This window comes from Weizmannia sp. FSL K6-0777 (assembly GCF_038593185.1).
GTDB lineage: Bacteria > Bacillota > Bacilli > Bacillales > Bacillaceae_C > Weizmannia > Weizmannia faecalis.
In genome coordinates, this window is record NZ_CP151971.1 from 126,590 (window position 1) to 147,012 (window position 20,423).

A 20,423-nucleotide genomic window follows, 5' to 3' on the forward strand; every position below is an offset into this window, starting at 1 on the left:
TAAAAAAATATCTTGTAGGAGGATATGAAAATGACGAAAGAAGAAATCATCTCTGCTGTCAAAGAAATGACAGTGCTTGAATTGAACGATCTTGTGAAAGCCATTGAAGAAGAATTCGGCGTAACCGCTGCTGCACCGGTTGCTGTTGCTGGCGGCGCTGCAGGCGGGGAAGCTGCTGCAGAAAAAACGGAATTTGATGTTGTGCTGACTGAAGCCGGCGCACAAAAAATCAAAGTCATCAAAGTTGTCCGCGAAATCACAGGCCTTGGCCTTAAAGAAGCAAAAGAACTTGTTGACAATGCTCCAAAACCGCTTAAAGAAGGCGTAGCGAAAGAAGAAGCCGAAGAACTTAAAGCGAAACTTGAAGAAGTTGGAGCCGGCGTAGAAGTGAAGTAAGGCCCTTTTTAAAGAAAAAGCCCGCATTTGGCGGGCTTTTTTCAACATCTCTTCTTCCTGAATCCTCCAAGAAAGAGTGGGACTTTTCATGGCTGAACATTACTACTCGCAAAACCCAGAAGCAAAGCATCAACCGATAGATTTCAGCTTTACATTGAGAGGGCATGCCTTTCATTTTCAAACAGACCAAGGGGTTTTTTCAAAAAAAGAAGTCGACTTCGGCTCCCGCGTTTTGCTCGATCTTGTGGCCATGCCTGAAACGGAAGGGCCGGTCCTTGATATGGGTTGCGGTTACGGACCGATCGGCCTCGCGCTTGCAAAATCTTTTCCCGACCGCCATGTGCATATGGCGGATATTAATACAAGAGCGGTCGAGCTGGCAAAGAAAAATGCTGCCCGGAACCATATTTCAAATGTTTCCATATACGAAAGCAATCTTTTTGAAAATGTGAAAAGCGGCCCGTTTGCCTTGATTGCCACAAATCCCCCGATCCGCGCCGGAAAGCAGATTGTGCACCGGATTTTTGAAGAAAGTTACCAATATCTCGCAAACAACGGCGAACTTTGGGTGGTCATCCGGAAAAAGCAGGGGGCCCCTTCTGCCAGGAAAAAATTAGAAAGCATATTTGATGAGGTAAATTGTGTTGGAAAAGAAAAAGGATATTTTGTTTTTAAAGCCAAAAAAATTTGACTCCCGATTTCATATATGTTAAAATCATAAAATGCCAATAGATTAAGGTTCTTTATGCAATCTAAGCTATACTTGTCAAGTATATATTTTGGATGAATTGGAAAATACTTATAAAATCATAAGCTCGTCATGCGATATGTGGTTTTTTCATAAAAAACCCTTTTTCTTTTTGCCTTAGCTTTATTGTTGTTTGACGAAAGATGCAAACAAAACGCTTGATTTGAGGGGTGAATCAGTTGTCACATCAACTAGTTCAGTATGGACGGCACCGCCAGCGCAGAAGTTACGCGCGCATCAAAGAAATTTTAGAGCTGCCAAACCTTATCGAAATCCAAACCGCATCTTACCAATGGTTCCTTGACGAAGGTTTGCGTGAAATGTTCCAGGACATCTCTCCGATCGAGGATTTTGCCGGAAACCTGTCGCTGGAGTTTATTGACTACAGCCTCGGCGAACCGAAATATTCCATCGACGAATGCAAAGAACGCGATGTAACATACGCTGCTCCGCTTCGTGTAAAGGTGCGCCTTGTCAATAAGGAAACAGGTGAAGTAAAAGACCAGGACGTGTTCATGGGCGATTTCCCGTTAATGACCGAAACGGGGACTTTCATCATTAATGGCGCAGAACGTGTTATTGTATCCCAGCTTGTCCGTTCCCCTAGTGTTTATTTTAACAGCAAAATGGACAAAAACGGGAAATACGGCTACACCGCAACGGTAATTCCGAACCGCGGCGCCTGGCTTGAATATGAAACAGATGCGAAAGATGTGGCCTACGTCCGCATCGACCGCACAAGAAAACTGCCGATTACGGTTCTCCTCAGGGCGCTCGGTTTCGGCTCCGACCAGGAAATGATTGATCTGATCGGTGATAATGAGTACTTAAGAAATACGCTTGAAAAAGATAATACCGAAAGCACGGAAAAAGCGCTTCTTGAAATATATGAACGCCTCCGTCCGGGTGAACCCCCGACTGTTGAAAACGCAAAAAGCCTGCTGATTTCGCGTTTCTTTGATCCGAAACGCTATGATCTGGCCAATGTCGGGCGTTATAAAATGAATAAAAAGCTTCACCTGAAATTCCGCCTTTTCGGGCAACGGCTGGCTGAATCGATTGCAGACCCTGAAACCGGCGAAATCATCGCGGAGGAAGGAACTATTTTAGACCGGCGTACGCTTGATAAAATTGTGCCTTTTCTCGAAAAAGGGCTGAAGTTTGAAACGTACAGCCAAACTGGCGGCGTTGTTGATGATGATATTACATTGCAGTCCATCAAAATTTATGCCCCGATTGACGATAACGAAAAAGTGATCAATGTAATCGGAAATGCTTATGTTGATGAAAGCATTAAACATATTACACCTGCGGATATTGTGGCTTCCATCAGCTACTTCTTTAATTTGCTGCATGGCGTCGGCAATACGGATGATATCGACCACCTCGGTAACCGCCGTTTACGGTCTGTCGGCGAATTGCTGCAAAACCAGTTCCGCATCGGTCTTTCCCGGATGGAACGCGTTGTTCGTGAAAGAATGTCGATCCAGGACATTAACACCATCACGCCGCAGCAGCTGATCAATATCCGTCCGGTCATTGCGGCCATTAAAGAATTTTTCGGCAGTTCGCAGCTGTCCCAGTTCATGGACCAGACAAACCCGCTTGCGGAACTGACCCATAAACGCCGGCTGTCGGCACTCGGCCCGGGCGGTTTGACCCGTGAGCGCGCCGGGATGGAAGTGCGTGACGTGCACTATTCCCACTACGGCCGCATGTGCCCGATTGAAACGCCTGAAGGCCCGAACATCGGCTTGATTAACTCTTTATCAACCTATGCAAAAGTGAACCGTTTTGGTTTTATTGAAACGCCTTACCGCAGGGTTGATCCGGATACAGGGCGTGTTACGGAGCATATTGATTATTTAACGGCCGATGAAGAAGACAATTATGTCGTCGCACAGGCGAACGCACAGCTGGATGAAAACGGCTTTTTCGTTGACGATGAAGTATATGCACGTTTCCGCGGTGAAAACATTGTTGTCAAAACAGACCGCGTTGATTATATGGACGTTTCGCCGAAACAGGTTGTATCGGCTGCAACGGCATGTATTCCGTTCCTTGAAAACGACGACTCGAACCGTGCCCTGATGGGGGCAAACATGCAGCGCCAGGCTGTTCCGCTTATGAACCCGCAAGCGCCGATTGTCGGCACCGGGATGGAATATGTCAATGCGAAGGACTCCGGCGCAGCACTTATCTGCAAATATGACGGTATTGTCGAACATGTGGAAGCCAGGGAAATCTGGGTGCGCCGCGTCATCGATGTCGACGGCCAGGAAGTAAAAGGCGACCTTGACAAATACCGCCTGCAAAAATTCAAACGTTCCAACAATGGCATGTGCATTAACCAGCGCCCGATTGTGAAAAAAGGCGACCGTGTGGTAAAAGGCGAAATTTTAGCGGATGGCCAGTCAATGGACCACGGCGAACTTGCCCTTGGCCAGAACGTACTCGTTGCTTTTATGACATGGGAAGGCTATAACTACGAAGATGCCATCATCATGAGCGAAAAACTTGTAAAAGAAGATGTGTATACTTCTATCCATATTGAAGAATACGAATCTGAAGCCCGTGATACAAAACTCGGACCGGAAGAAATGACCCGTGACATCCCGAACGTCGGGGAAGATGCTTTGAAAAACCTTGACGAACGCGGGATTGTCCGGATCGGTGCCGAAGTAAAAGACGGCGATTTGCTTGTCGGAAAAGTCACCCCGAAAGGCGTTACGGAACTGACAGCGGAAGAACGGCTGCTCCACGCGATTTTCGGTGAAAAAGCGCGCGAAGTCAGGGATACATCGCTTCGCGTTCCGCACGGCGGCGGCGGCATCGTGCTCGACGTCAAAGTGTTTACACGTGAAGCGGGGGATGAACTCCCGCCTGGCGTGAACCAGCTTGTCCGCGTCTATATTGTACAGAAACGGAAAATCCACCAGGGCGACAAAATGGCCGGGCGCCACGGGAACAAAGGGGTTATCTCCCGGATTCTTCCGGAAGAAGATATGCCTTTCCTCCCGGATGGTACACCTGTCCAGATCATGTTGAACCCGCTCGGCGTGCCTTCCCGGATGAATATCGGCCAGGTGCTTGAACTTCACCTTGGCATGGCGGCCAAAAAACTTGGCCTCCACGTGGCGACGCCTGTATTCGACGGCGCGCGCGAAGAAGATGTATGGGAAACGATTGAAGAAGCCGGCATGGCACGCGATGCAAAAACGGTTCTTTATGACGGCCGCACCGGTGAGCCTTTCGACAACCGTGTGTCTGTCGGGATTATGTATATGATCAAGCTCGCCCACATGGTTGATGATAAACTGCATGCCCGCTCAACAGGCCCTTACTCGCTTGTCACCCAGCAGCCGCTCGGCGGTAAAGCGCAGTTCGGCGGCCAACGGTTTGGCGAAATGGAAGTATGGGCGCTTGAAGCCTATGGCGCAGCCTATACGCTCCAGGAAATCCTGACCGTTAAATCGGACGATGTTGTCGGACGTGTGAAAACTTATGAAGCGATCGTCAAAGGGGAAAACGTCCCTGAACCGGGTGTCCCGGAATCGTTCAAAGTGCTGATTAAAGAACTTCAAAGTTTGGGACTTGACGTGAAGATTCTTTCCGGCGACGACGAGGAAATTGAAATGCGTGATCTCGAAGACGACGATGACCTGAATCAGGCCGATACGCTGAATATTGCGCCTGAGACAAAAGAAGAACCGGAAGGAATCGGGGCATCCAAAGACTAATCGTTTATGTTGCTGGGAACAAACAGAGGCTTTTGCCCGGATTGTATGCCTTCGTACAATCCGGCTTCTGTTTCTGTTTCTTCTGCGTGTGTTTTAAGGTATGAACCTAAAGACGAAAGGGAGGCTGGCCCCTTGCTGGATGTAAATAATTTTGAGTACATGAAAATCGGTCTTGCTTCACCGGATAAAATCCGATCCTGGTCGTACGGTGAAGTCAAAAAACCGGAAACAATCAACTATCGGACGTTAAAACCTGAAAAAGACGGGCTTTTTTGTGAACGGATTTTCGGACCGACGAAAGACTGGGAATGCCATTGCGGAAAATATAAACGCGTCCGTTACAAAGGCGTGGTTTGTGACCGCTGCGGCGTGGAAGTAACAAGATCAAAAGTGCGCCGGGAAAGAATGGGACATATTGAACTTGCCGCCCCTGTTTCGCATATTTGGTACTTCAAAGGGATTCCAAGCCGCATGGGCCTTGTCCTTGACATGTCCCCGCGTGCCCTGGAAGAAGTCATTTACTTCGCATCTTACGTTGTCACGGAAGCAGGCGACACTTCTTTGGAAAAGAAACAGCTTCTTTCCGAAAAAGAATACCGTGCTTACCGTGAAAAATACGGCAATAAATTCCAGGCAGGCATGGGTGCGGAAGCCATTAAAAAGTTGCTCCAAGATGTAGATGTCAACAAAGAATGCGAAATGCTGAAAGAAGAGCTGAAAGTTGCCCAGGGGCAGCGCCGTACACGCGCCATCAAACGCCTTGAAGTACTGGAAGCTTTCCGTAATTCCGGCAATAAACCGGAATGGATGGTGCTGGACGTTCTCCCGGTCATTCCGCCTGAACTGCGGCCAATGGTACAACTGGAAGGCGGCCGCTTTGCGACATCCGACTTAAATGATCTGTACCGCCGTGTGATCAACCGGAATAACCGCCTGAAACGCCTGCTTGATCTTGGCGCGCCAAGCATCATTGTCCAAAATGAAAAACGGATGCTGCAGGAAGCCGTTGATGCTCTGATTGACAACGGCCGCCGTGGACGTCCGGTAACCGGCCCGGGGAACCGCCCGTTAAAATCGCTTTCCCATATGCTGAAAGGGAAACAGGGTCGTTTCCGTCAAAACCTGCTCGGGAAACGGGTTGACTATTCCGGCCGTTCCGTTATTGTTGTCGGCCCGAACCTGAAAATGTATCAATGCGGCCTGCCGCGCGAAATGGCGATCGAACTGTTCAAGCCGTTCGTAATGAAAGAACTGGTTGAAAAAGGCCTCGCCCATAATATTAAAAGTGCAAAACGGAAAATTGAACGTTTGCAGCCTGAAATTTGGGATGTCCTTGAAGAAGTCATTAAAGAACACCCTGTCCTGTTGAACCGTGCGCCTACTTTGCACAGGCTCGGGATCCAGGCGTTTGAACCGACGCTTGTGGAAGGCCGTGCGATCCGTCTTCATCCGCTCGTATGTACGGCTTACAACGCGGACTTTGACGGCGACCAAATGGCGGTTCACGTTCCGTTATCCGCCGAAGCACAGGCGGAAGCACGCATGCTGATGCTTGCCGCACAAAATATTTTGAACCCGAAAGACGGGAAACCGGTTGTTACCCCGTCCCAGGACATGGTACTTGGCAACTACTACTTAACGCTTGAACGTGAAGATGCAGTCGGTGAAGGATCTGTCTTCAAAGATGTAAACGAAGTGTACACGGCTTATTACAACGGCTACGTGCATTTCCATACGAGAATTGCCATTTATGCCGGATCGCTGAACAATCCGACGTTCACGGAAGAGCAAAACAAGAAGCTGTTGATTACCACAGTCGGGAAAGTGATCTTCAATGAAATTTTGCCGGAGAGCTTCCCGTATATTAATGAACCGACGACAACAAATCTTGAAGAAAAAACGCCGGATAAATACTTTGTTGATCCTTCGATTGACGTAAAAGCGCATATTAAAGAACAGCCGTTAATTCGCCCGTTTGTAAAGGGCTTCCTTGGCAGCATCATTGCCGAGGTGTTCAAACGGTTCAAGATTACGGAAACATCCAAGATGCTTGACCGCTTAAAAGATCTTGGCTTCCATTATTCGACCAAAGCTGGTATTACCGTTGGTGTTGCGGATATCGTCGTTTTAGGCGAGAAAGAAAAAATTCTTTCGGATGCCCAGAAAAAAGTCGATACAGTCATGAAACAGTTCCGCCGCGGTTTAATTACCGAAGACGAACGCTATGACCGTGTTATTTCGATCTGGAGCGGGGCTAAAGATACGATCCAGGGCAAACTGATGGAATCGCTCGATAAACGGAACCCGATTTTTATGATGAGTGACTCGGGGGCCCGGGGTAACGCGTCGAACTTTACACAGCTTGCCGGTATGCGCGGTTTGATGGCCAACCCGGCCGGCCGGATTATTGAATTGCCGATTAAATCGAGCTTCCGTGAAGGCTTAACTGTGCAAGAGTACTTTATTTCGACACACGGTGCCCGTAAAGGCCTTGCTGATACAGCCCTTAAGACGGCAGACTCGGGTTATCTGACACGCCGGCTTGTTGATGTGGCGCAGGATGTTATCATTCGTGAAGACGACTGTGGCACAGACCGCGGGCTTTTGATCAGTGCGTTGAAAGAAGGAAATGAAATCATTGAATCGCTTGAAGAACGGTTAACCGGCCGTTATTCAAGAAAAACGATCAAGCATCCCGAAACAGGCAAAGTCATCATTGAGGAAAACGGCTTTATTACTGAAGATATCGCGAAAGAAATTGTCGATGCCGGCTATGAAAAAGTCTGGATCCGTTCGGCCTTCACTTGCAACACCCGCCATGGTGTATGTAAAAAATGCTACGGCCGCAACCTTGCCACCGGCCAAGAAGTGGAAGTCGGCGAAGCAGTCGGGATTATTGCCGCCCAATCGATCGGCGAACCTGGTACACAGCTGACGATGCGTACATTCCATACAGGCGGTGTTGCCGGGGATGACATTACACAAGGTCTTCCGCGTATTCAGGAATTGTTTGAAGCTCGGAACCCGAAAGGCCAGGCTGTTATTTCCGAAGTGGAAGGTGTTGTCACTTCCATCAGCGAAGGGCGCGACCGTCAATATGAAATTGTCATTCAGGGCGCTGTCGAAACGCGCACTTATACAGCCCCTTATACTTCCCGCTTGAAAGTGGCGGTAGATGACCACGTCGTGCGCGGGCAGGAACTGACGGAAGGTTCCATTGACCCGAAAGACCTGTTGCGTGTCACGGACGTCACAACCGTACAGGAATACTTGCTCCGTGAAGTACAGAAAGTTTACCGGATGCAAGGGGTGGAAATTGGCGACAAACATATTGAAGTGATGGTCCGCCAAATGCTGAGAAAAGTAAGGGTGCTCGATGCCGGCGATACGGATGTCCTGCCGGGAACATTGCTTGATATCCATCAGTTCGGTGAAGCGAATGAAAAGGCGCTCAAGGAAGGCAACCGCCCTGCAACAGGCCGTCCTGTTCTGCTCGGGATTACAAAAGCTTCCCTGGAAACCGATTCGTTCTTATCGGCAGCCTCCTTCCAGGAAACGACCCGCGTGTTAACCGATGCGGCGATCAAAGGGAAACGCGATGAACTGCTCGGCTTGAAAGAAAACGTCATTATCGGGAAACTTGTTCCTGCAGGGACGGGCATGACCCGCTACCGCAAAACGGTTCCTGAACTGGTGAAAAAGGAAGAAGAAGTGCCGGCTGAATAATCGGCGGCAGCACCGGCAAAAACCGGTGCTGCACCTTTTTCTGTTTTTTAGCAAAAAACCATGGCCTTTTTTACACAGGATGTTGACTTTGGATTTTCAAAGTGATAATATATTCAAGGTGCTCCTATGAATACCTGTATACTTTGGAGGATATTGCGATGTCTTATGAAAAAGTAAATCAGGCGAAAAGAATTGTTGTAGGGACAAAACAAACAGCGAAAGCGATAAAGTCCGGAAATGTGGATGAACTGCTCGTTGCCAGAGATGCTGATCCGAATATTACGGGCAAAGTCATTTCCGTTGCCGAACAATTCAATGTGCCGGTTACGTATGCCGAGTCGAAAAAACAACTTGGAAAAGTGTGCGGCATTGAAGTCGGAGCTGCAGCTGTTGCACTTATTTATTAAACACTTTTTGCGGGAGAAACCGCAAAAATTTGTTTTTGCCATTAAATGAACCACCTGGATGTGTGGACTTAAATTGTTCGAAGGGAGGAAAAACAGATGCCTACTATTAACCAATTGGTGCGCAAACCTCGTAAATCAAAAATCGAGAAATCTAAGTCACCTGCGCTGAATAAAGGCTATAACAGTTTCAAAAAAATCAATACCGATCTTTCTTCACCCCAAAAACGCGGTGTATGTACGCGTGTTGGGACGATGACGCCGAAGAAACCGAACTCGGCGCTTCGTAAATATGCCCGTGTCCGTTTAACAAACGGGATTGAAGTAACGGCTTATATCCCTGGTATCGGCCATAACCTGCAGGAACACAGCGTTGTTTTAATCCGCGGTGGACGTGTAAAAGACCTGCCTGGTGTACGTTACCACATCGTGCGTGGCGCGCTTGACACTGCCGGTGTTGACAACCGGAAACAAGGCCGTTCCAAATACGGGACGAAAAAACCGAAAGAAAAGAAATAATAAGAACGATAACCATACTTGAAAGGAGGATCATTTATGCCACGTAAAGGACCTGTCGCAAAACGCGACGTATTACCGGATCCGATTTACAATTCGAAACTGGTCACACGTTTAATCAACAAAATGATGATCGACGGCAAGAGAGGGAAAGCCCAGACGATCCTGTATTCTTCCTTTGATATTATTCGTGAACGCACTGGCAAAGATCCAATGGAAGTTTTTGACCAGGCATTAAAAAACATTATGCCTGTACTTGAAGTAAGAGCTCGCCGTGTCGGCGGTGCAAACTATCAGGTGCCGGTTGAGGTGCGCCCGGAACGCCGGACAACTTTAGGGCTTCGCTGGCTGGTCAATTATGCCCGCCTCCGCGGAGAAAAAACAATGGAAGAACGACTGGCGAACGAAATCATGGATGCGGCCAACAATACAGGCGCTGCCGTGAAAAAACGCGAAGATACGCATAAAATGGCGGAAGCAAACAGAGCGTTCGCGCATTATCGCTGGTAATATTCCGATACTCCTACATTACACCTATTAAGGAAGGAGAAAGTACGAGATGCCAAGAGAGTTCTCCTTAGAAAAGACTCGTAACATCGGTATCATGGCGCATATCGATGCCGGTAAAACTACAACAACCGAGCGCATCCTTTATTATACCGGCCGTATTCATAAAATCGGCGAAACGCATGAAGGTGCGTCTCAAATGGACTGGATGGAGCAGGAACAGGAGCGCGGGATTACGATTACTTCCGCTGCTACTACAGCACAATGGAATGACCACCGCATCAACATCATTGACACCCCGGGACACGTGGACTTTACCGTTGAAGTTGAACGCTCCCTTCGTGTCCTTGACGGTGCGGTTGCTGTCCTCGATGCCCAGTCCGGCGTTGAGCCTCAGACCGAAACCGTTTGGCGCCAGGCAACGACTTACGGTGTACCACGGATTGTATTCGTCAATAAGATGGATAAAATCGGGGCTGATTTCTTATATTCTGTCAGCACCCTGCATGATCGTCTGCAGGCAAATGCGCATCCGGTCCAATTGCCGATCGGTGCCGAAGACAACTTTGTAGGGATCATTGACCTTATTGAAATGAACGCTACTTTCTACGGTGATGATCTCGGCACGAAAATTGAAGTACGCGAAATTCCGGATGAGTACCGTGACCAGGCGGAAGAATATCATGAAAAACTGCTTGAAGCAGTTGCTGAAGTTGATGAAGATATTATGGAAAAATATCTTGGCGGAGAAGAGATTTCAAAAGAAGAACTGAAAGCTGCGATCCGCAAAGCAACCTGTAATGTTGAATTCTTCCCGGTACTGTGCGGCTCGGCATTTAAAAACAAAGGTGTCCAATTAATGTTGGATGCGGTTGTTGACTATTTGCCTGCGCCGACGGATGTTCCTTCCATCAAGGGGACGCTTCCGGATACAGGGGAAGAAGTATTCAGGCATTCCAGCGATGATGAGCCATTTGCGGCTTTGGCCTTCAAAGTCATGACAGACCCGTTCGTTGGTAAACTGACATTCTTCCGTGTTTATTCAGGTACATTAAGCGCCGGTTCTTATGTCAAAAACTCGACAAAGGACAAACGCGAACGCATCGGGCGTATTTTGCAGATGCACGCAAACCACCGGAAAGAAATTGACAAGGTTTATGCCGGAGATATTGCTGCTGCTGTCGGTTTAAAAGACACGACAACAGGCGACACGCTTTGCGACGATAACAATCCGGTCATCCTTGAATCGATGGAATTTCCAGAACCGGTTATCCAGCTGTCGGTTGAACCAAAATCGAAGGCCGACCAGGATAAAATGACGACTGCGCTGCAAAAACTGCAGGAAGAAGACCCGACTTTCCGTGCCCATACGGATCCGGAAACAGGACAAACGATCATCGAAGGAATGGGTGAGCTTCACCTCGATATCATCGTCGACCGGATGAAACGCGAATTTAAAGTCGAAGCCAATATCGGTGCGCCACAAGTTGCATATCGTGAAACATTCCGCAAATCGGCACAAGTCCAAGGTAAGTTCGTACGCCAGTCTGGCGGCCGCGGGCAATACGGGGATGTGTGGATTGAATTTTCACCAAACGAAGAAGGAAAAGGCTTTGAGTTTGAAAATGCGATTGTCGGCGGTGTCGTTCCGCGCGAATACATTCCGGCGATTCAATCCGGTCTTGAAGATGCCATGCAGCGCGGTGTAATTGCCGGTTATCCGCTCGTTGACATTAAGGCAAAACTGTATGACGGTTCTTACCACGATGTTGACTCGAGTGAAATGGCGTTTAAAGTGGCTGCTTCCCTTGCATTAAGGAATGCAGCATCCAAATGTGATCCGGTCCTGCTCGAACCTGTGATGAAAGTGGAAATCGTCATTCCGGAAGAATATCTCGGCGACATCATGGGACAAGTTACAGCCCGCCGCGGTCGTGTAGAAGGAATGGAAGCACGCGGAAATGCCCAGGTTGTCCGTGCTATGGTTCCATTGTCCGAAATGTTCGGTTACGCAACAGCACTTCGTTCCAGCACGCAAGGACGCGGTGTCTTCACTATGACATTTGATCATTATGAAGAAGTGCCGAAGTCTATTGCGGAAGAGATCATCAAAAAAAATAAAGGCGAATAATTGATTTCTTGCCTTCAATGAAGTATAACTTTACTAGATTGGTTCAAAGCGCTTTAAAGCTGTCCTTTCAGCTTTAAAGCATCCATATACTTACTCAATCCAAAATATTAAGGAGGATTTCCTGATGGCTAAACAAAAATTTGACCGTTCTAAAGAACACTGTAACATTGGAACAATCGGTCACGTTGACCATGGTAAAACGACTTTGACTGCTGCAATTACTGCTGTTCTTGCAAAACAAGGGAAAGCAGAAGCAAGGGCATATGACCAAATTGACGGTGCTCCGGAAGAACGCGAACGTGGTATTACCATCAACACTGCACACGTTGAATATGAAACGGAAAAACGCCACTACGCACACGTTGACTGCCCTGGACACGCTGACTATGTGAAAAACATGATCACGGGTGCTGCACAAATGGACGGTGCGATTCTGGTTGTATCCGCTGCTGACGGCCCAATGCCGCAAACACGTGAACACATCCTTTTGTCCCGCCAAGTTGGTGTGCCTTACATCGTTGTATTCCTGAACAAATGCGACATGGTGGACGACGAAGAATTGCTTGAACTTGTTGAAATGGAAGTTCGTGACCTTCTTTCTGAATACGACTTCCCTGGCGATGAAGTGCCGGTTATCAAAGGTTCTGCTTTGAAAGCTCTTGAAGGCGACCCTGAATACGAAGCAAAAATCCTTGAATTGATGGATGCTGTTGACGAATACATCCCGACTCCGCAACGTGACACAGACAAACCGTTCATGATGCCGGTTGAAGACGTATTCTCCATCACCGGCCGTGGTACAGTTGCAACCGGTCGTGTAGAACGCGGTCAATTGAAAGTTGGCGATGTTGTTGAAATCATCGGTTTGAACGACGAACCGAAACAAACAACGGTTACCGGCGTTGAAATGTTCCGCAAACTGCTCGACTATGCTGAAGCAGGCGACAACATCGGTGCACTTCTCCGCGGGATTGCACGTGAAGAAGTCCAACGTGGTCAAGTTTTGGCGAAACCGGGTTCTATTACACCGCATACAAAATTTAAAGCACAAGTTTACGTATTAACGAAAGAAGAAGGCGGACGTCACACTCCTTTCTTCTCTAACTACCGTCCGCAATTCTACTTCCGTACAACGGATGTTACCGGCATTATTACGCTGCCTGAAGGCGTTGAAATGGTTATGCCTGGTGATAACGTTGAAATGAGCGTTGAATTGATTGCCCCTATCGCGATCGAAGAAGGAACAAAATTCTCGATCCGTGAAGGCGGCCGTACAGTTGGCGCCGGTTCTGTTTCCGCTATCGAAGCTTAATCGGTTATTAAAAAAAGCCCGGCCAGGTTATCCCGGCCGGGCTTTTTCCATGCTTACGAGTCCGGGTTGCAGCAATATTTTCCAAAACTTGATGTTGCGCCACAAGGCCTGTATAATAAAAAAAGTTGCTGAAATCAGCAGTATATCAAAGTTTATGTTGCATTACACCCGGTTTTTGTGTATAATTTTTTATGTTGGTCTTTGACTGCGATGAAGTGGGAGGTTGCTGGCACACCCGGCCGCTTTGCCATGGCGCGTGGGCCAGGAAAATTTCCATGGAGAATGTCTATTAGCAAATAGGCGAAAAAGGAGGGAAAATAATGGCAAAACAAAAAATTCGCATTCGATTAAAAGCATACGATCACAGAATTCTGGATCAGTCTGCAGAGAAAATTGTAGAAACAGCAAAACGATCAGGTGCAAACGTCTCCGGACCGATTCCGCTTCCGACTGAGAAATCTGTTTACACCATTCTGCGTGCTGTCCACAAGTACAAAGATTCTCGTGAACAATTTGAAATGCGTACACACAAACGTTTGATTGATATCGTAAATCCAACCCCGCAAACGGTTGATTCACTGATGCGGTTGGATCTGCCATCCGGCGTTGACATTGAAATTAAACTTTAATGATAAAACATGACATATTTAACAGGAGGTGTGACTGATGACCAAAGGAATCTTAGGAAGAAAAATCGGTATGACCCAAGTTTTTGCCGAGAACGGCGATCTTATTCCTGTCACTGTAATTGAAGCAACACCAAACGTTGTGCTGCAAAAGAAAACAGTTGAAACGGACGGCTATGAAGCGATCCAGCTCGGATTTGCCGACAAACCGGAACGCCTGGCAAACAAACCGGAAACAGGGCATGTTTCGAAAGCCAATACGGCACCTAAGCGCTTCATCCGCGAATTCAGCGGCGTAAACACAAGTGATTTTGAAGTTGGTCAAGAAGTCAAAGTAGATATTTTTGCAGAAGGTGACATTGTAGATGTTACCGGTGTTACAAAAGGAAAAGGATTCCAAGGCGTCATTAAACGCCACGGACAACACCGCGGTCCTATGGCTCACGGTTCGCGTTACCACCGCCGTCCCGGTTCAATGGGTCCGATTGCGCCAAACCGCGTCTTCAAACAAAAAGCACTCCCTGGACGCATGGGAGGAGAACGGGTTACCGTTCAAAATCTGCAAATCGTCAAAGTGGATGCAGAACGCAATCTGCTTTTGATTAAAGGTAACGTTCCTGGTCCGAGAAAAGCTTTGGTTACAGTTAAAGCAGCTGTAAAAGCAAAATAATTGTAAAGAAAGGAGGAAACAGGAATGCCAAAAGTAGCTCTATACAACCAAAACGGTTCCCAAGTCGGTGAAGTGGAATTAAACGACGCTGTATTCGGCATCGAACCGAATGAACATGTTTTATTTGAAGCGATCATCATGCAGAGGGCATCGCTCCGCCAAGGTACTCACAAAGTAAAAGGCCGTTCTGAAGTACGCGGCGGCGGACGTAAACCATGGCGGCAAAAAGGTACAGGACGCGCACGCCAAGGATCGATTCGTGCCCCGCAATGGCGCGGAGGCGGTACGGTTTTCGGGCCTGTTCCACGCAGCTACAGCTACAAACTGCCGAAAAAAGTACGCCGTCTTGCGATTAAATCCGCTCTATCGTCAAAAGTACGGGAAAACAATATTTTGGTTCTGGACGCATTAAATTTTGATGCGCCAAAAACAAAAGATTTTATTGCTGTCCTGAAAAATTTGTCCGTGGATAAAAAAGCACTTGTTGTCACAGACGGATTGAACGAAAATGTGGTATTGTCTGCACGCAACATTCCGGGTATTACGGTTGTTGAAGCAACAGGCGTAAATGTTTTGGATGTTGTAAACCATGATCAATTGATCATGACAAAATCCGCTGTTGAAAAAGTAGGGGAGGTGCTTGGTTAATGGATGCACGTGATGTTTTGAAGCGCCCCGTGATTACTGAACGTTCAATGGAATTGACGGCAGATAAGAAATATACATTTGAAGTAGATGTCAAAGCGAATAAAACAGAAATCAAAGATGCTGTGGAAGAAATTTTCGGCGTCAAAGTTGCGAAAGTGAATGTTGCGAACTACAAAGGCAAGTTCAAACGCATGGGCCGTTATACTGGCTATACTAACAAGCGCCGCAAAGCAGTTGTTACGCTAACACCTGACAGCAATGAAATTGAAATCTTTGAGGTTTAAATACGTTCCATCAAACTTGAAGAGGAGGGAAAAACATGGCGATCAAAAAATACAAACCAACCTCTAATGGGCGTCGCGGCATGACGGCTTTGGATTTTGCGGAGATCACGACGGATAAGCCTGAAAAATCACTGCTTGCTCCGCTTTCGAAAAAAGCAGGCCGCAACAACCAGGGGAAATTAACTGTTCGTCATCAGGGCGGCGGTCATAAGCGTCAATACCGGATTATCGACTTCAAACGCGATAAAGATGGTATACCAGGGCGCGTTGCCACAATTGAGTATGACCCGAACCGCTCATCTAATATTGCTTTGATTCACTATGCAGATGGTGAAAAACGATACATTCTTGCACCAAAAAATTTAACTGTCGGCATGGAAATTATGTCCGGACCGGATGCAGATATTAAAGTCGGAAATGCACTTCCGCTTTCTGACATTCCTGTTGGTACGGTCATCCATAATATTGAATTGAAACCGGGCAAAGGTGGCCAATTGATCCGTTCTGCCGGTACTTCTGCACAAGTGCTTGGTAAAGAAGGCAAATATGTGCTTGTCCGCCTGAATTCCGGTGAAGTGCGCATGATTCTTGCAACTTGCCGCGCAACGGTCGGCCAGGTTGGTAACGAACAGCACGAACTGGTCAACATCGGTAAAGCAGGCCGCAAACGCTGGATGGGTGTACGCCCGACTGTCCGCGGATCTGTTATGAACCCGAACGATCACCCGCACGGCGGTGGTGAAGGAAAAGCACCAATCGGACGCAAATCACCAATGTCACCATGGGGTAAACCGACACTTGGTTACAAAACGCGCAAGAAGAAGAATACTTCAGATAAATTTATTGTACGGCGCCGTAAAAAATAACGCTGTTGAACTACGGTTCACAGCTTGAACCGTAGCTCTAATCAGGAAGGAGGACTATTCATGAGTCGCAGTCTGAAAAAAGGGCCTTTCGTTGACGATCACTTAATGGTGAAAGTGGAAAAATTGAACGAATCCAACAAGAAGCAAGTGATCAAAACGTGGTCACGCCGTTCGACGATTTTCCCTGCATTTGTCGGCCACACAATCGCTGTCTATGACGGCCGTAAACATGTTCCGGTATACATCACGGAAGATATGGTCGGCCATAAGCTCGGTGAGTTTGCTCCGACACGCACATTCAAAGGTCACGCCGGTGACGATAAGAAGACAAGACGCTAACGGGAGGAGGTATTCCAATGCAAGCAAAAGCTGTCGCGAAAACAGTCCGTATTGCTCCTCGTAAGGCACGCCTGGTAATTGATTTAATTCGAGGAAAGCAAGTAGGAGAAGCGCTTTCGATTTTGAAATTTACGCCTAAAGCTGCTTCGCCGGTTATTGAAAAAGTACTCAACTCTGCGATTGCGAACGCAGAACACAACTACGATATGGACGCAAATGACCTTGTTGTGGAAAAGGCTTATGTCGATGAAGGGCCTACATTGAAACGTTTCCGGCCGCGTGCAATGGGACGCGCAAGCCAGATCAACAAACGCACGAGCCATATTACGATTGTAGTATCAGATCAAAAGGAGGGATAATTGGTGGGTCAAAAAGTAAATCCTATCGGTTTGCGAATCGGAGTGATTCGTGACTGGGAATCGAAATGGTACGCAGAAAAAGATTACGCCGATCTATTGCACGAAGACATTAAAATTCGTGAATATATCGCAAAGCGCCTTGCGGATGCTTCTGTTTCTGGCGTGGAAATTGAACGTGCTGCAAACCGTGTCAACATTACAATCCGTACGGCAAAACCGGGCATGGTGATCGGTAAAGGCGGTTCGGAAGTAGAAGCATTGCGTAAAGCGCTGAATGCTTTAACAGGAAAAAGAGTCCACATTAACATTGTCGAAGTTAAAAAAGCAGATATTGATGCAAAACTTGTTGCGGAAAACATTGCCCGCCAGCTGGAAAACCGCGTTTCTTTCCGCCGTGCGCAGAAGCAGGCGATTCAACGCGCCATGCGTGCCGGTGCAAAAGGAATCCGGACGCAGGTTTCAGGACGTTTGGGCGGTGCGGATATTGCCCGTGCAGAACATTACAGCGAAGGTACAGTTCCGCTTCATACGCTTCGTGCGGATATTGACTATGCACATGCTGAAGCAGATACAACTTACGGAAAACTGGGCGTAAAAGTTTGGATTTACCGTGGGGAAATCCTTCCTGCTAAGAAAAAAACCGAGGAAGGGGGAAACTGATCATGTTGATGCCTAAACGTGTAAAATACCGCCGTGAACACCGCGGAAAAATGCGCGGCCGTGCAAAAGGCGGCACTGAAGTTGCATTTGGCGAATATGGTTTGCAGGCTTTGGAAGCTTCCTGGATTACAAACCGCCAAATCGAAGCTGCCCGTATTGCGATGACACGTTATATGAAACGTGGCGGTAAAGTATGGATAAAAATTTTCCCTCATAAACCATATACAGCAAAACCGCTTGAAGTCCGGATGGGTTCCGGTAAAGGTGCGCCTGAGGGCTGGGTGGCTGTTGTGAAACCGGGCAAGATTTTGTTTGAAATTGCCGGTGTTCCTGAAGAAGTTGCACGCGAAGCTTTACGCCTTGCGTCCCACAAGCTGCCGATTAAATGCAAGTTCGTAAAACGTGAAGAAATTGGTGGTGAATCTAATGAAAGCTAAAGAAATTCGTGACTTAACCACTGCCGAAATTGAACAAAAAGTAAAGTCGCTGAAGGAAGAGCTGTTCAACCTTCGCTTCCAGCTTGCGACTGGACAATTAGAGAACACTGCCCGCATTCGTGAAGTTCGTAAATCGATTGCCCGCATGAAAACCGTCATTCGTGAAAGAGAAATTGGAATTAACAACCGATAATGGGAGGAGGTTCGCGATACATGAGTGAACGCAACCAACGCAAAGTATACACCGGCCGTGTCGTATCCGACAAAATGGATAAAACCGTTACTGTTCTTGTAGAAACTTACAAAAAACATTCTCTGTACGGCAAACGCGTAAAATACTCGAAAAAATTCAAGGCACATGATGAAAATAACGAAGCCAAAGTCGGCGATATCGTAAGAATCATGGAAACACGCCCGTTATCTGCTACAAAACGTTTCCGCCTGGTGGAAATCGTTGAAAAAGCAGTCATTATCTAATTTGTATCAGTTCGGATACGGTTGATTCCGAAGGGAGGTAAACGAGGATGATCCAACAAGAAACCCGTTTAAAAGTAGCTGACAACTCAGGTGCACGTGAAGTTTTAACGATTAAAGTATTAGGCGGATCCGGCCGAAAAACTGCGAATATCGGAGATGTCATCGTTGCTACGGTAAAACAAGCAACACCTGGAGGCGTTGTTAAAAAAGGCGATGTGGTGAAAGCTGTTGTGGTCCGTACAAAGAGCGGAGTGCGCCGCAGCGATGGTTCTTATATCCGTTTCGATGAAAATGCATGCGTCATTATCCGTGACGACAAGAGCCCTCGCGGCACGCGTATTTTCGGGCCGGTTGCACGCGAACTGCGCAACAACAATTTCATGAAAATCGTATCACTGGCTCCGGAAGTACTTTAATCGATATAGTTTGTGACAATCAAGGAGGTGCGATTGTAATGCATGTCAAAAAAGGTGACAAGGTAATGGTGATCTCCGGCAAAGATAAAGGCAAGACCGGGACGATCCTTGCGGTATATCCGAAAAAAAACCGTGTGATTGTGGAAGGCGTGAACGTTGTCAAAAAACACGCAAAACCTTCCCAGGCAAACCCTCAGGGCGGTATTCTCGACATGGAAGCGCCCATTCACGTGTCAAATGTGATGCCGATTGACCCGAAAACAAATGAGCCGACACGTGTCGGATATGAAATAAGGAACGACAAAAAAGTGCGTGTAGCAAAAAAATCCGGTGAAGTTCTAAGCGTGCTTAAGGAAATTAAGAAAAAGCCTGAAGAAGAAGGGAGGTAAGCGACATGAACCGCCTAAAAGAAAAATACGAAAAAGAAGTTATTCCTGCTTTAACAAGCAAGTTTCAATATACATCCGTTATGCAAGTGCCTAAAGTTGAAAAGATCGTGATCAACATGGGTGTTGGTGATGCTGTTCAAAACGCAAAAATGCTCGACAATGCAGTAGAAGAATTAACATTGATTTCCGGCCAAAGACCGGTTGTGACAAGAGCGAAAAAATCAATCGCAGGTTTCCGCCTTCGTGAAGGGATGCCGATTGGCGCAAAAGTAACGCTTCGCGGCGAGCGCATGTACGAATTCCTCGATAAACTGATTTCAGTTTCGCTTCCGCGTGTGCGCGACTTCCACGGCGTATCGAAAAAATCGTTTGACGGCCGCGGAAACTACACACTCGGCATTAAAGAGCAACTGATCTTCCCTGAAATTGATTACGACAAAGTCAGCAAAGTGCGCGGGATGGACATCGTCATTGTCACCACTGCGAACACGGACGAAGAATCACGTGAACTGTTAGGCCTGCTCGGAATGCCATTCCAAAAATAAAGCGGACGCTAAAAAGGGAGGCGAAAACGTGGCTAAAAAATCAATGATTGCGAAACAAAAACGTGAACCGAAGTATAAAGTTCAGGCTTATACGCGGTGCGAACGATGCGGCCGGCCGCATTCCGTCATTCGTAAATTTAAACTTTGCCGTATTTGTTTCCGCGAACTTGCATATAAAGGTCAAATTCCTGGCGTGAAAAAAGCCAGCTGGTAAAACCCGAATTTGG

At 47.3% G+C, this 20,423-nt stretch carries 24 protein-coding genes; all 24 read left to right on the forward strand.

All coding sequences use genetic code 11. The annotated features are described in order from the left end of the window. Positions 1–30: 30 nt before the first annotated feature. A complete protein-coding gene (rplL, locus tag NST70_RS00655; protein ID WP_013858068.1) occupies positions 31–396 on the forward strand; it encodes a 50S ribosomal protein L7/L12 in 366 nt (121 codons plus the stop codon). A gap of 88 nt (positions 397–484) precedes the next feature. Beyond that, on the forward strand, positions 485–1,087 hold the full coding sequence (locus NST70_RS00660) for a class I SAM-dependent methyltransferase (protein ID WP_061577350.1): 603 nt from the start codon (positions 485–487) through the stop codon (positions 1,085–1,087). A 236-nt stretch (positions 1,088–1,323) separates the two neighbouring features. After that, positions 1,324–4,884 carry a DNA-directed RNA polymerase subunit beta gene (rpoB, locus tag NST70_RS00665; protein WP_046721145.1) on the forward strand — a complete coding sequence of 1,187 codons (3,561 nt, stop codon included), beginning with the start codon at positions 1,324–1,326 and terminating at the stop codon, positions 4,882–4,884. Between the two features lie 132 nt (positions 4,885–5,016). Further along, on the forward strand, positions 5,017–8,610 hold the full coding sequence (rpoC, locus tag NST70_RS00670; RefSeq protein ID WP_035182958.1) for a DNA-directed RNA polymerase subunit beta': 3,594 nt from the start codon (positions 5,017–5,019) through the stop codon (positions 8,608–8,610). A gap of 158 nt (positions 8,611–8,768) precedes the next feature. Then, positions 8,769–9,017 (forward strand): 50S ribosomal protein L7ae-like protein, encoded by a 249-nt coding sequence (locus NST70_RS00675; RefSeq protein WP_014096505.1) that lies wholly within the window; start codon positions 8,769–8,771, stop codon positions 9,015–9,017. A 96-nt stretch (positions 9,018–9,113) separates the two neighbouring features. Next, entirely contained in the window at positions 9,114–9,533 is a 420-nt protein-coding gene (rpsL, locus tag NST70_RS00680) for a 30S ribosomal protein S12 (protein ID WP_014096504.1), read from the forward strand. 36 nt (positions 9,534–9,569) lie between these two features. Continuing rightward, a complete protein-coding gene (gene rpsG, locus NST70_RS00685; protein ID WP_013858074.1) occupies positions 9,570–10,040 on the forward strand; it encodes a 30S ribosomal protein S7 in 471 nt (156 codons plus the stop codon). 49 nt (positions 10,041–10,089) lie between these two features. Further along, positions 10,090–12,168 carry an elongation factor G gene (fusA, locus tag NST70_RS00690; RefSeq protein WP_026684118.1) on the forward strand — a complete coding sequence of 693 codons (2,079 nt, stop codon included), beginning with the start codon at positions 10,090–10,092 and terminating at the stop codon, positions 12,166–12,168. A 124-nt stretch (positions 12,169–12,292) separates the two neighbouring features. Continuing rightward, positions 12,293–13,480 carry an elongation factor Tu gene (gene tuf / locus NST70_RS00695; protein ID WP_014096502.1) on the forward strand — a complete coding sequence of 396 codons (1,188 nt, stop codon included), beginning with the start codon at positions 12,293–12,295 and terminating at the stop codon, positions 13,478–13,480. Positions 13,481–13,800: 320 nt separating this feature from the next. Then, positions 13,801–14,109 (forward strand): 30S ribosomal protein S10, encoded by a 309-nt coding sequence (gene rpsJ / locus NST70_RS00700; RefSeq protein ID WP_013858078.1) that lies wholly within the window; start codon positions 13,801–13,803, stop codon positions 14,107–14,109. 37 nt (positions 14,110–14,146) lie between these two features. Further along, complete coding sequence (gene rplC, locus NST70_RS00705; protein WP_017551220.1) at positions 14,147–14,776, forward strand: 50S ribosomal protein L3; 630 nt, start codon at positions 14,147–14,149, stop codon at positions 14,774–14,776. Between the two features lie 24 nt (positions 14,777–14,800). Continuing rightward, positions 14,801–15,424: a 50S ribosomal protein L4 gene (gene rplD, locus NST70_RS00710; protein ID WP_014096499.1), complete on the forward strand. Its 624-nt coding sequence runs from the start codon at positions 14,801–14,803 to the stop codon at positions 15,422–15,424. Further along, complete coding sequence (gene rplW / locus NST70_RS00715) at positions 15,424–15,708, forward strand: 50S ribosomal protein L23 (RefSeq protein ID WP_026684117.1); 285 nt, start codon at positions 15,424–15,426, stop codon at positions 15,706–15,708. The genes rplD and rplW overlap by 1 nt, the downstream gene beginning before the upstream one ends. 35 nt (positions 15,709–15,743) lie before the next feature. Further along, positions 15,744–16,574 (forward strand): 50S ribosomal protein L2, encoded by an 831-nt coding sequence (rplB, locus tag NST70_RS00720; protein ID WP_014096497.1) that lies wholly within the window; start codon positions 15,744–15,746, stop codon positions 16,572–16,574. Between the two features lie 60 nt (positions 16,575–16,634). After that, positions 16,635–16,913: a 30S ribosomal protein S19 gene (gene rpsS / locus NST70_RS00725; RefSeq protein WP_017551218.1), complete on the forward strand. Its 279-nt coding sequence runs from the start codon at positions 16,635–16,637 to the stop codon at positions 16,911–16,913. A 17-nt stretch (positions 16,914–16,930) separates the two neighbouring features. Beyond that, positions 16,931–17,272, forward strand: a complete 342-nt coding sequence (gene rplV / locus NST70_RS00730) for a 50S ribosomal protein L22 (RefSeq protein WP_013858084.1) — start codon at positions 16,931–16,933, stop codon at positions 17,270–17,272. Positions 17,273–17,275: 3 nt separating this feature from the next. Further along, positions 17,276–17,932, forward strand: a complete 657-nt coding sequence (gene rpsC, locus NST70_RS00735; RefSeq protein WP_026104594.1) for a 30S ribosomal protein S3 — start codon at positions 17,276–17,278, stop codon at positions 17,930–17,932. 2 nt (positions 17,933–17,934) lie between these two features. Further along, positions 17,935–18,369: a 50S ribosomal protein L16 gene (gene rplP / locus NST70_RS00740; protein WP_013858086.1), complete on the forward strand. Its 435-nt coding sequence runs from the start codon at positions 17,935–17,937 to the stop codon at positions 18,367–18,369. Further along, positions 18,359–18,562, forward strand: coding sequence for a 50S ribosomal protein L29 (gene rpmC / locus NST70_RS00745; RefSeq protein WP_013858087.1), 204 nt, complete (start codon positions 18,359–18,361; stop codon positions 18,560–18,562). The genes rplP and rpmC overlap by 11 nt, the downstream gene beginning before the upstream one ends. A gap of 20 nt (positions 18,563–18,582) precedes the next feature. After that, a complete protein-coding gene (rpsQ, locus tag NST70_RS00750; protein ID WP_013858088.1) occupies positions 18,583–18,846 on the forward strand; it encodes a 30S ribosomal protein S17 in 264 nt (87 codons plus the stop codon). Positions 18,847–18,893: 47 nt separating this feature from the next. Continuing rightward, the gene (gene rplN / locus NST70_RS00755; protein ID WP_013858089.1) at positions 18,894–19,262 is read left to right on the forward strand and encodes a 50S ribosomal protein L14; all 369 of its coding nucleotides are present in this window, start codon (positions 18,894–18,896) and stop codon (positions 19,260–19,262) included. Between the two features lie 38 nt (positions 19,263–19,300). Continuing rightward, positions 19,301–19,651 (forward strand): 50S ribosomal protein L24, encoded by a 351-nt coding sequence (rplX, locus tag NST70_RS00760; RefSeq protein ID WP_014096496.1) that lies wholly within the window; start codon positions 19,301–19,303, stop codon positions 19,649–19,651. Between the two features lie 5 nt (positions 19,652–19,656). Continuing rightward, positions 19,657–20,196, forward strand: coding sequence for a 50S ribosomal protein L5 (gene rplE, locus NST70_RS00765; RefSeq protein ID WP_014096495.1), 540 nt, complete (start codon positions 19,657–19,659; stop codon positions 20,194–20,196). A 28-nt stretch (positions 20,197–20,224) separates the two neighbouring features. Beyond that, on the forward strand, positions 20,225–20,410 hold the full coding sequence (locus NST70_RS00770; protein ID WP_014096494.1) for a type Z 30S ribosomal protein S14: 186 nt from the start codon (positions 20,225–20,227) through the stop codon (positions 20,408–20,410). Positions 20,411–20,423 lie beyond the last annotated feature (13 nt).